The following is an 11,150-nucleotide window of genomic DNA, read 5'->3' as shown; positions in this document are numbered from 1 at the left end:
CTTCTGAACGGTGCGAATACACCAAACTTGTGCAGGTTCGGTGGAGTTAGATCTTGACGATGGAGCTCAAGGGGTAGTCGCCTTGGCGGTCGCGGCCTTCGAGGAAGGTCAGTTCCAGGACTACCGCGGCGGCGATGATTTCCGCGCCTGCCTCGGCGAACAGGGCGGCGGCTGCGGCGAGGGTGCCGCCGGTGGCGAGGACGTCGTCCAGGAGGAGGATGCGCTTGCCTGCCAGGGAGAGGCCGTCGGCGGGGATTTCGAGGGCCGCGGTGCCGTATTCGAGCTGGTATTCGCGGGTGATGACGGGCGGGGGCAGCTTGCCTGCCTTGCGGACCGCGAGGACACCGGTGCCGAGGCTGGCGGCGACGCCTGCGCCGATCAGGAAGCCGCGGGCGTCGACACCGGCGACCAGGTCGGCGTCGGGGGCGCAGGAGGCGAGGGAGTCGACGACGGCGCGGAAGCCTTCGGCGTCGGCGAACACGGGGGTGAGATCGGCGAATCGGACTCCGGGAGTGGGGAAGTCGTCACGCCAGCGGGTCAACCGCTCGACCGCTTCGGCGGCCCGGCCGGTCCGTTCGGCGGCTAGCTCATCCGACTCGATCGCCGCGTGCTTACTCATCGACACCTCTCCATCATCACAACACCCACAGCACCTGTCACCGTTTCAACACCCAACGGTCCATGTTCCACCCGGATCCCGCCTGGTTGGCGGCGGGGATCCCGTTCTGCAAACCGTTGCCGAACGCGATCGTGCGCGGGGTGGCGAACAGGGGAATGCTCGGCAGCTCCGCCCACAGCAGGTTTTCGACATCGGTGAGCCGGTTCAGCTGTGTGGTCGAGCTGTCGTCGGCCGCAAGCTGATCGGTGATCGCATCGTAACGGCCGTTTCCGTAGCGACCGAAATTGAGCCCGCTACCGGTGCGCAACCCGGCGACCGCGGCAACCCCTGAAATGGATCCCGCCGGACCCGCCGCGGCCGCGGTGCTGCCGAGCACGGCATCGACTTTGCCCTCGGTGAGCTGGGACGGCGTGAAATCGGCCGACCCGGCGTCGACGATGGTGATGCCTGCGGGCTTGCACGCTTCCGTGATCATCGCCACGGTCTGCGCGCGCCGCTCATCAGGCCGCAGATAGCCGATGCGGATGGTCGGATTCGGCGTTTTGGACGCGCCGACGGCCTGCGTCGCACCGGCGACGTCGCCGCCGCCGAACTTGTCCGCCGCACCGATCGACGACGCATAGAACAGCGAATCCTGCTGCACGATATGCGCATTCAGCGGCGCGGAGCCGAGCCCGGTCTTCGGCGCGTCCGGCACCTTGCCGAGCTTGTCGAACAGCGCCTGCCGCGGCACACACAGCGCGAGCGCCCTGCGCATGTCCACCGAGCCGAGCACTCCCCCGGTCGACAGCACCAGCTGCTCGGCGCCGCGACCCGGCCGGTTCTCGACCCGGAAGCCCTCCAGGTTCAGGTCTTTCACCGACCCGGTGCTGATATCGATCACGCCCATAGCGCTGTCGCCGATCTTCGACTTCAGATCGACGTTCTTGGGCCACACCATGATTCGTCCGGTCGCAGGCTTGGTGCCCCACCACCGCTCGTTCGACACCAGCACCAGACCGTCCTTCTCGCTGAAGGATTCGATCCGGTAGGGCCCCGAAGACGGGAACCGGGTCAGGTCGAGCTTGCCCGGGGTCAGCGTCCAGCCGGTGTTCCAGAAGTCAGCGATCCGACCGATGGCGTTCGGATCACCGGACTGCAAGGCAGACACCACATTCTGCACGCCAGACGCCTGCGCCGCGATGTGCGCCGGCATCATCTGACCCGCGGTGAACAGGTTGCGCCACGGCAGGTAGCGCTGGTTCGGCCGGAACACCACGGTGGCATCGCGCGATCCCGGCTGGCAGTCCACCCGTTCGATGTCGTCGTAGCCCGCGGTGCTCGCTGCGTCGAACAACGGAACAGGCCCGCGGTCACCGGGTTTGGTGAACCGCCCGCTGCGGGCCATCCAGGCGAGCACCAGGTCGTCGCAGGAGGTCGGCACCCCGTCGGAGTACACCCCGTCGGGGTTGAGCCGGTACTGGATGGTCTGTGCCTCGCCAGGCACCTCCTTGGCGGTGCCGAAGTCGGTGTCGGCGATCTGCTGACCGTCCGGTCCGGTGTAGAAGAACCCGGTGATCGTTCGCGCGAACACCGCAGCCGTTCCGGTGCTCGCGCCCAACGTGGTTCCGCCGTTGTAGCTGGCGATGGTGGCGTCGACGGCGTAACCGATGGACGGCACCTGGTTCTTGCTCGAGCACCCGGCCGCCAGTCCGGCGGCCATGGCGCTCGCCGCTACCACGGCAAGCAGGCGGACGGCCCGGCTACGTGGGTTGCGCATGAAACCCCCTGCCTGTGTCAGTTCCGCCGCTTCTGCCGCTTGCCGCTCGGGCGCGCGCCCGGCCTGGGTGCCTGTCCGGGTTCGCGTGGCCTGCGCGGTGTTTCGTCGTAACCACGGCCGGTCGCTGCGGTCGCTCGACGCTCCGCCTCGAACCCCGCACGCGCGCTCGCGCCCGCGGCCCTGCGGGACTTGACCCGCTCGGTGTGCCTGGCGACCGGGCCCCACCGCTCCTTGATCGACACCAGCAGCGGTGTCGCGAAGAAGATCGAGGAGAAGGTGCCGACCAGCAGTCCTACCAACTGCACCAGCGCCAAGTCCTTCAGGGTGCCGACGCCGAGCATCCAGACGGCGATCACCATCAGGCCGACGATCGGCAGGATGCCGATGAGGGCGGTGTTGATGGAACGCATCAGCGTCTGGTTCACCGCGAGGTTGGCCTGCTCGCCGTAGGTGCGGCGGTTCAAATGCAGGATGCCCCTGGTGTTTTCCTCGACCTTGTCGAACACGACCACCGAGTCGTAGAGCGAGAAGCCGAGGATGGTGAGGATGCCGATCACGGTCGCCGGGCTCACCTCGAAGCCGACGAGCGAGTAGACGCCCGCCGTCACCATGACGTCGAAAACCAACGCGGCCAACGCGGCCAGCGCCATGTGTGGTTCGAATCGGATGGCGATGTAGGCGGCGACCAGCACCAGGAACACGGCGAGCGCGATGAGTGCCTTGCGGGTGATCTGGCTACCCCAGGTCTCGCTGACGTCGGAGGCGCTGATCGCGGCGCGACTCGGGGTGCCGTCCTTGCCCTTCGGCTGGAACTTCTCGAACAGCGCCTCGTTCAGCGCGTCGACCTGCTCCTTGTTCAGCGCCTCCGAGCGGATCAGCACGGTGGCGTTCGAGCCGCTACCGACGGTCTGCACCGACACCGGGTCGGTGCCGATGGCGGACTTGTAGACCTCTTCGACCTGGCTCGTGCTCGACGATCCGGCCGGGAACTGGATCCGCGAGCCGCCCTCGAAGTCGATGCCGAAGTTGAAGCCCTTGAAGACGATGCTGCCCAACGAGATCAGCACGATCACCGCGGTGATCATGTACCACATCCGGCGCTTGCCGATGACGTCGATGGCACCGGTGCCGGTGTAGAGCCGGTTGAAGAAGCCGTGCTTGGGCGTGGCGGGTACGGCGGCGAAGACATCGGTGGTCTCGGCCGCGTTCTTGGCGAGCGACGGGCTCGTGTGGTTCGTCATCGCGTTCTCACGCCTTCCCGAGTGCGGCTTCGGCGGCCTTGCGCTCGCGCGCGACCTGTTGGATCGCACCGAGACCATTCACCGACGGTTTGGCCCAGTAGTTCGTGCGCGAGGCGAGCAACACCAGCGGCGACGTCATCAGGAACACCACGACGACGTCGAGGATGGTGGTGAGGCCAAGGGTGAACGCGAAGCCCTTCACCTGACCGACCGCGAGGATGTAGAGCACCGCGGCGGCGATGAAGCTGACCGCGTTGCCGGACAGGATGGTTCGGCGCGCCCGCTGCCAGCCGCGCGGTGCAGCGGAACGGAAGCTGCGGCCCTCGCGCATCTCGTCCTTGATGCGTTCGAAGAACACCACGAACGAGTCGGCGGTCATACCGATACCGATGATCAAACCGGCGATACCGGCCAGGTCGAGGGTGAACCCGATCCAGCGGCCGAGCAGCACCATGATGCCGTACACCGCGAGACCCGAAGCCACCAAGGACAATCCGGTGACGAACCCGAGCATCCGGTAGTAGGCCAGGCAGTAGAGCAGCACGACGGCCAGGCCGACCGCGCCCGCGAGCAGACCCGCCTTCAGCGAGGAGAGCCCCAGCGTCGCCGACACGGTCTCGGCTTCGGAGGTCTGGAACGACAGCGGCAGCGAGCCGTACTTCAGCGTGCTCGCGAGCTGCTTGGTGTCGTTGGCGGTGAAGTTACCGGAGATCGTTGTGCCGCCGTACTGGCCTGCTGCCTGCACGATCGGCGCGCTGACGACGCGCGAGTCGAGCGTGAAGGCGAGGTACTTGTTGTAGTACTCGGTGGTCAGCTTGGCCCACTCGTCCGAGCCGGTCGACTTGAAGTCGAGGCGAACGGTGTGCCGGGACTGGCGCTGATCGAACTCGGCGACCGCGTTGCTGATCTCCTGGCCGTCGATCCGGCTCTTGTCCAGGATGTACTTGGCCTTGCCGTCCACCGAGCAGGTGACCAGCGGCAGGTTCGGATCGTCGTTACCCGACAGCGGATCGGCCTTGCTGCAGTCGAGCGCGGCAAGCGCCTGCTGCTGCACGGCAGGATCCTGACTCTGACGCGTCGCCTTGGCCTGCGCGATTTCCTGCTTCACCTGCTCCTGCGTGGACAGGTCCGACGGGTTGGGCGCCGGTGTCGGCTGCGGCGTGGTCGGCGCCTGTGCGGGGAACACGCGGTTCTGCGGTGCGCCTTCGGATGCCGGGTTGTCCGCGCCACCCGGTACCGGTGCAGGCAGCGGCTCACCGCCCTGCGCCGGTGGCGGCAGTGGCTCGCCACCCTGCGCGGGCGGCGGCAGCGTCGGCGGCAGACCGGACGCGGGCGCCTGACCCGGCTGCTGTCCTGGCGGCAGCTGCGTGGCATCGGGGACCGCACCGTACGGCTGGCCGATCACCGGCCGGATATAGAGCTTCGCGGTCGTCGCCAGCGAACGCGCCTGCTGTCCGTCATCGCCGGGCACGGTGATCACGATGTTGTCGCCGTCGATCACCACCTCGGAGCCGAGCACGCCGAGCCCGTTGACGCGGGTCTCGATGATCTCCTGCGCCTTCTTCAGGCTGTCCTGGCTCGGCTTGTTGCCGTCCGGGGTGCGCGCGGTCAACGTGACCCGGGTGCCACCCTGCAGATCGATGCCGAGCTTGGGTGTCGGTGCTTTGTCACCGGTGAAGAACACCAGCGCATAGATCACGGCCAGCAGCGCGGCGTAGACGCCGATCAGCCGGAGCGGATGCGCCGATCCTTGGGAAGGTGGCACAGTGCGTCATCTCCTAGGCGGGAAGTCGAGAGTTGAACAGGCGGGCACACCAGCGATGCCTGGTGCGGACGTGAGCGGCGGAGAATACACCGATCAGGTAGCGCGCGGGTGGCGGCCCATCGAGCACCGCCGCCGCAGCGGCGGATCGAACACGGACGCGGCGGCACCCGGCGAGGGGTGCCGACCGCGGCGGCACATCAGTCCTTGGTCAGCCGGGTCTCGGTCTGCTCGGCGGATTCCTCGAGAGCATCGTGCGCGCCCTCGGTCGTCGAATCGGCCTCGTCGGTGCCGACCTCGGTCTCGGTGCGCACTTCGCGAATAGCGGCGCGCAGCCAGGTGGTGACGACATCTTCGGCAATCTCGAGATCAACCGTGGAGTCGTCGAGATCGACGACGGTGCCGTACAGCCCCGACGTGGTGATGACCCGGTCGCCGGCCTTCAGGCTGTCCTGCATCTCCGTGACCTTGGCGGCTTCCCGCTTCTGACGGCGGACACCGAGGAACATCGGCACGAGCAGGGCTACCAGCAGCAGCGGAAACAGAAGTTCCATCGTCGAAGTCAGTCCCTAGTCTTAGTGGTGGGATGGATATGTACCCACACAGTCTGCCATTTCGTGTCGTCAGCGCCACACCGGCACACCAGGTGGGAACCTGTGGCGACTGTGGCGGGCGAATCCTACGCCAGGTGAGCCGTGTTCGGGGCGGTCCGATGCGACGGGTCGGTTTGCCGGGAAAGGTCGCCACTCGAAACCGGCACGCCACGAATTCCATTGGCCTACAGTGGAAATCGCAGGGTATTCAGTAGCGCAGGACGTCCCGACGGCGCAGCCGGGGAGCCTGATTCGCACGTAACTCATCGTCTTCGAGCCGTGTCTCGTGGCCTCCTGTGCCTTCACAAAGGGGTTCACGATGGCCGCAGACGCCAGAATCGACGTCAAAACGCTATTCCAGAAGGCCGCCGGAGATTTGTCCGCGCCCGAACTGTACGACCTGGCGCGGACCGCCGAATCGGGTCCGTGGTTCGGCATGCAGGCCAGCAGGTCGGGCGAGTCCGCACGCCGCGCGGACTTCGAATGGCCGTTGGTGTCCGAGCATCCTTACCTCGGCAAATACGGCAAAGGCACGGCGGCGGTGCATCTCGGAAACGGGCACGAGCGCCTCGTCAATCCGATGATCTTCGCCGACGGCTTCAATTACGGGCCGAGCGATCTCGACGGGCTGTGGCAATGGTTCAACACGCCCTATTCCGAGGCGGGCGAGCGCCTGTTCGATCAGCTGCTTGCGTCCGGGATCGACATCGTGTTGCTCGGCTTCGATACTCGCCACGACTACATCCAGGTCAACGCGGGTGTGGCGCGGGCGTGCATCACCAAGGTGATTACCGAACGACAAGGCAAGGCACCGCTGATCGTCGGCGGCGTCAGCATGGGCGGCATGATCACCCGGTACGCGCTCGCCGCGATGGAAAGCGACGACGAGGATCACGAGACCGGGACCTACCTGTCCTACGACACCCCGCACAACGGGGCATGGATTCCGTTGAACCTGCAGCAGATGGCGTATTTCTTCGAGTCCTTCGAGGCGGTCGCGCCAGGTAAAGCGAGCAAGGCCAGTCTGATTCGCAGCCCCGCAGCTCAGCAGCTCCTGTGGGCATGGGTGGAGGATTCGCGCTATTCAGGTCCGGTCGCCACCGCCTCACCGCTGCGTGGCCAATTCGTCCAGGAGCTGGCCGATCTCGGCGGATTCCCGCAGCGGCCGGTCCTGCTCGGCGTCGCCAACGGCCGTGGCGACGGCCACGGTCCTGAACTGCGCCCCGGCGAGATCGTGTTCGACAAGAAGTTCCTCGGCGGCCTGGTCGGCAGCGCCACCGCGCGCTATCAACCGGCCTACGGCACCGAACAACCGATCGGCGGCATGCACCTCGGCCTGACCACGCGCAGCTCGACGACCAGCATGGTCGCGCCGTTCGACAGCGCGCCCGGCGGCCTGCTCGACTCGTTCGGCCAGGTCGCGACCGTCCTGGGAATCGAGCTGGAGGAGGCCAAGCGCTGGAGCTGTTTCGTCCCGTCGGTCAGCGCGATCGCCTTGAATTTCGACCCGATCTCCTGGGACATCGAACTCGACAAGAACCTGAGTTCGGTCACCTCGGATCAGACGGCCCTGTCCGAATTCTGTTGCAACGTCACCAACACCGAGCACTCGGCGGTCACCCCGACGCTCGCCGACTGGGTACTCCGCAAGATCGCGAAATAGTCGTCGCCAGTTGAACGGAGCCGATGCTCAGGAAGAAAGGAGCCGCCGGATGAAATAAGACGGGCCCCGCCGGGAGCTATCCGGCGGGACCCGCGCAACGGGGCGTCGTTGACCCGGCTCAGGCCGACTTGCCGTAGACGTAGTCGTCGAGCGGGAAGCTGACGGCTTCGCGGTGGGCATTGAGGGTGCTGGTCGGGCGGAGTAGCGCGGCCTCACCATGCGGATTGAAGTAGTAGCTGCGCGCCGTGGCGCAGTCGCCACCGTAGAAGACCGAGGAGCCGAGCTTGTCGGTGACGCGGTCGAGGAACTCGGTGTTGGCGTGCTCGGTCACCTCGAACGTGTGCTCGCCGCGGCGGAACAACTCACCGAAGAGCCTGCCCATGTGCTTCATCTGCGCCTCGATGGTGGTGAAGTACGACAGGCCGCTGTAGGAATACGGGCTGTTGAGGCTGAGGAAGTTCGGGAACTTCGGCACCGTGATGCCCTCGTAGGCCTGGAAACGGTTGTCCCGCCAGAACTTTCCGAGGTTGACGCCGTCGCGGCCGATGATCTCGATGGCCGGGAAGTTGACGTCCCACAGGTTGAATCCGGTGGCAAGGATCAGCGTGTCGATCTCGGTCTTGTGCCCGTCGGCGGTGACGATGCCGTCGGCCTCGATCCGCTCGATCGAGTTGGTCTCCAAGCGCACATGCGGCTGGTTGAACGAGCGGAAGTAGGTGTTGGAGAACGTCGGCCGCTTGCAGCCGAAGTCGTAGTGCGGGGTGAGCTGCTTGCGAGTTTCCTTGTCCCGCACCGAGGCCCGCAGATGCGCCTTGGCGAGCACGCCTGCGGCCTTGTTCAGCGGTTTGGCCTTGGTGTAGTTCAGCACGCCGACCACCATCAGCGCCTCGAGCAGGCTGGTGTTGAACAGCCGCGCGGCCTTCTGGGTGGCGGGCACCCGGTCGAACAGCTTCTGCACCGGGGCGGGAATGGCGGTGTCGACCTTCGGCACCACCCAGATCGGGGTGCGCTGGAAGACGGTGAGCGCCTGCGCCTTCTTGGCCACTTCGGGCACCAGCTGCACGGCGGTGGCGCCGGTGCCGATGATGGCCGCCTTGCGACCGGTGAGGTCGAAATCGTCCTCCCACGCGGTGGTGTGGATGATCTTGCCCGCGAAGGTGTCGATGCCGGGGAACGGCGGAGTGTAGGGCTGCGACAGGAAGCCGGTCGCGGTGAGCAGGTAACGGCCGGTGACGTTTTCGCCGCCGGCGACCGAAACAACCCAGTGCTGGTGCTCCTCGTCCCAGCGGGCGCCGTCGACCACCGTGCCGAAGCGCATCCGCCTGCGCAGGCCGTACTTGTCGGCGATGTGGGTGGCGTACTTCTTCAGCTCGGCGCCCGGCGCGAACAACCGCGTCCAGTAGGGGTTCGGCTCGAACGAGTACGAGTAGGTGACCGAGGCGATGTCGACCGCGAGGCCTGGGTAGTGATTGACGTGCCAGGTGCCGCCGAGATCATCCTCACGTTCGAGGATCACGTAATTGCTGAGGCCGAGGCGATCGAGCTCGATGCCCGCCCCCATGCCACCGAATCCCGCTCCGACCACGATCGCGTCGTACTGAGGCGCCACGCCGAACCTCCTGCTTTGTGAACCGCTTCTCACGGAATGACACATCATTCCGTTTGTGACGACTGTATCATCGAGGGCGTGACGAAGCCATTGACGAGAGCCCAACGACGCAAGGCCGAGCTGCGGCAGGAGATCATCGACACGGCATTCGTCTGCTTCTCCGAGAAGGGCTATCACGGCACCGGTATCGCCGATATCGCCGGTCACCTCGGCATCGGACACGGCACCTTCTACCGCTACTTCAGCAACAAGCGCGACATCATCGACCACGTCATCGACGACCTGTCGGCCAAGATCATCGACAGTCTCGGCACCGACAACGCCCCCGACGCGGCCAACACGCTCGACGAATACCGCACCCAGATCGACCGGATCGGCCAGGCGCTCACGCACATCCTGATGGATGACCGCAGGGTCGCCCAGTTGCTGCTCGTGCACGCCCCCGGCATCGACGAGGAACTCACCACGCGCCTCTACGGCCTCCTCGACCTCGCAGACGCGCTCACCGCCGGATATCTCGAGCACGGCGTCGAACGTGGTTACCTGCGAGCAGATTTGGATACGGTCAACACCGCACGCGCGGTGACCGGCATGCTGCTGTCCGGCATCATGCATGGCCTGCGCGAGACGAGCGAAGAGACCATGCAGAGCCTCAACGAGGCGATCCGGCGGCTGCTTGTCGACGGTATCCGCAAAGATTGAGCACATCGGCAAGCCCCCTGACGCCGCGCGCGGAGTTAAGGTGAGGACACCGTGTTGATGTCAGCTCCGATGTGTCCGCCAGGGGGCCGGTCGTGATCTCGAGAGACCAGGGAGTGCGAAATGGTCACTTTCCTGCGGACCGGCCCAGCCCACCTGACAGAATGTGGCCCGTGACCCCCGAGGACGTGAGCCGAATCAGTTTTGCGACGCCACCTTTCGGCCAACGCGGATACCACGCCGACGAAGTGGACGCGTTCCTCGATCTCGTCGCCGCGACCATGGCCGGACAGGGCGCCCTCGCCGCCGACGACCTGCGCCACGTCACCTTCGACGCGCCACGCCCCGGCGGCCGCGGGTACCGCGCGGATCAGGTCGACGAATACCTGGATCAGGTGCGCGTCGAACTCGAGAGCCGCCAGCGCGGCGTGCGGCCGGTGCCCGCAGGCGGCAACGGCCACGCACTGCTCACCCCCGACGACGTGCAGCGGATGCGCTTCACCACCGCCTCCGTCGGTCGTCGCGGATACCACGAAGAAGAGGTCGACGCCTTCCTCGACCTGGTCGCGGCCACCCTCGCCCACGACGGACCAGGCAGCCTGACCGTCGCCGAAGTGCGCTCGGTGCGCTTCACCGAAGCGCGCCTGGGCACCCGCGGCTACCAGCCGGACGAGGTAGACGCCTTCCTCGACTTAGTCGTCACCGCTCTACAACACGCCGAACACCAACACCACCGCTGGACCCTGCACCGCGACGACTAACCCCGCCTGCTGTACGAGCAGCAATCACTGCGTGGCACGAATTCGGTGCAGCACCACCGAATCCCACACCCTCCAGAGCTGGACGGTTGATCACGAGGCACTGACGGCGGCATCGCCCGAGAAGCCCCCGCCACCAGCGCCCCCTCACCACGAAACCACCCTCTTCGATCCCACATACCGAGACCGCAGGCGCTTCTGAGGTCTGCAAACGCGGTCAGTTCCGCCTCAACCCCGAAATCCGCACCCAGACTGTGCATCCCACACAGCTTCCATACGGTTCACAGAGGCTAGAGGGCCTAGAACTGTTGTGAACCGTACGGAAGGTTTGTGGGTCCTCGGACGCGACTCCGAGAGGGGTGCGGATCTCGGTAAACCCGGTGGGGGTAGCGAGAATCCGACTTCTTTGATCTTGAAAGCTCTCGAAACCGGACCACAGCCAAGTAA

Annotated in this window: 9 protein-coding genes; 3 read left to right on the top strand and 6 right to left on the bottom strand. The window is 66.0% G+C overall.

Annotated elements, in window-relative coordinates:
• Positions 1–46: 46 nt before the first annotated feature.
• The 5 genes from NA11_RS43150 to yajC form a co-directional block, all read right to left on the bottom strand.
• The gene (locus NA11_RS43150; protein ID WP_069167914.1) at positions 47–619 is read right to left on the bottom strand and encodes an adenine phosphoribosyltransferase; all 573 of its coding nucleotides are present in this window, start codon (positions 617–619) and stop codon (positions 47–49) included.
• Positions 620–656: 37 nt separating this feature from the next.
• Positions 657–2,378, bottom strand: coding sequence for an ABC transporter substrate-binding protein (locus NA11_RS43145; RefSeq protein WP_069167913.1), 1,722 nt, complete (start codon positions 2,376–2,378; stop codon positions 657–659).
• A gap of 17 nt (positions 2,379–2,395) precedes the next feature.
• A complete protein-coding gene (gene secF, locus NA11_RS43140) occupies positions 2,396–3,619 on the bottom strand; it encodes a protein translocase subunit SecF (protein ID WP_069167912.1) in 1,224 nt (407 codons plus the stop codon).
• 7 nt (positions 3,620–3,626) lie between these two features.
• Positions 3,627–5,384, bottom strand: coding sequence for a protein translocase subunit SecD (gene secD, locus NA11_RS43135; protein WP_069167911.1), 1,758 nt, complete (start codon positions 5,382–5,384; stop codon positions 3,627–3,629).
• Between the two features lie 197 nt (positions 5,385–5,581).
• Entirely contained in the window at positions 5,582–5,935 is a 354-nt protein-coding gene (gene yajC / locus NA11_RS43130; protein WP_069167910.1) for a preprotein translocase subunit YajC, read from the bottom strand.
• Between the two features lie 358 nt (positions 5,936–6,293).
• Between yajC and NA11_RS43125 the strand changes: the two genes are divergently transcribed.
• On the top strand, positions 6,294–7,637 hold the full coding sequence (locus tag NA11_RS43125; RefSeq protein WP_141718172.1) for a lipase family protein: 1,344 nt from the start codon (positions 6,294–6,296) through the stop codon (positions 7,635–7,637).
• Positions 7,638–7,755: 118 nt separating this feature from the next.
• Here the strand turns inward: NA11_RS43125 and NA11_RS43120 are convergent, their stop codons facing one another.
• Complete coding sequence (locus NA11_RS43120) at positions 7,756–9,246, bottom strand: flavin-containing monooxygenase (protein WP_069167908.1); 1,491 nt, start codon at positions 9,244–9,246, stop codon at positions 7,756–7,758.
• 36 nt (positions 9,247–9,282) lie between these two features.
• Here NA11_RS43120 and NA11_RS43115 point away from each other — a divergent pair, with 36 nt between their 5' ends.
• On the top strand, positions 9,283–9,948 hold the full coding sequence (locus NA11_RS43115) for a TetR/AcrR family transcriptional regulator (protein ID WP_069167907.1): 666 nt from the start codon (positions 9,283–9,285) through the stop codon (positions 9,946–9,948).
• 161 nt (positions 9,949–10,109) lie between these two features.
• Positions 10,110–10,706, top strand: coding sequence for a DivIVA domain-containing protein (locus NA11_RS47125; RefSeq protein ID WP_069167906.1), 597 nt, complete (start codon positions 10,110–10,112; stop codon positions 10,704–10,706).
• Positions 10,707–11,150: the final 444 nt, after the last annotated feature.

The sequence above is a fragment of the Nocardia altamirensis NBRC 108246 genome (assembly GCF_001612685.1).
Classification (GTDB): Bacteria; Actinomycetota; Actinomycetes; order Mycobacteriales; family Mycobacteriaceae; genus Nocardia; species Nocardia altamirensis.
This window is presented reverse-complemented; position numbering and strand designations above follow the sequence as displayed.

Bases quoted from the DNA above. Each gene is read 5' to 3' on its own strand.
- NA11_RS43150 (WP_069167914.1), bottom strand. From the start codon at position 619: ATGAGTAAGCACGCGGCGATCGAGTCGGATGAGCTAGCCGCCGAACGG.
- NA11_RS43145 (WP_069167913.1), bottom strand. From the start codon at position 2,378: ATGCGCAACCCACGTAGCCGGGCCGTCCGCCTGCTTGCCGTGGTAGCG.
- secF (WP_069167912.1), bottom strand. From the start codon at position 3,619: ATGACGAACCACACGAGCCCGTCGCTCGCCAAGAACGCGGCCGAGACC.
- yajC (WP_069167910.1), bottom strand. From the start codon at position 5,935: ATGGAACTTCTGTTTCCGCTGCTGCTGGTAGCCCTGCTCGTGCCGATG.
- NA11_RS43125 (WP_141718172.1), top strand. From the start codon at position 6,294: ATGGCCGCAGACGCCAGAATCGACGTCAAAACGCTATTCCAGAAGGCC.
- NA11_RS43115 (WP_069167907.1), top strand. From the start codon at position 9,283: ATGACACATCATTCCGTTTGTGACGACTGTATCATCGAGGGCGTGACG.
- NA11_RS47125 (WP_069167906.1), top strand. From the start codon at position 10,110: ATGTGGCCCGTGACCCCCGAGGACGTGAGCCGAATCAGTTTTGCGACG.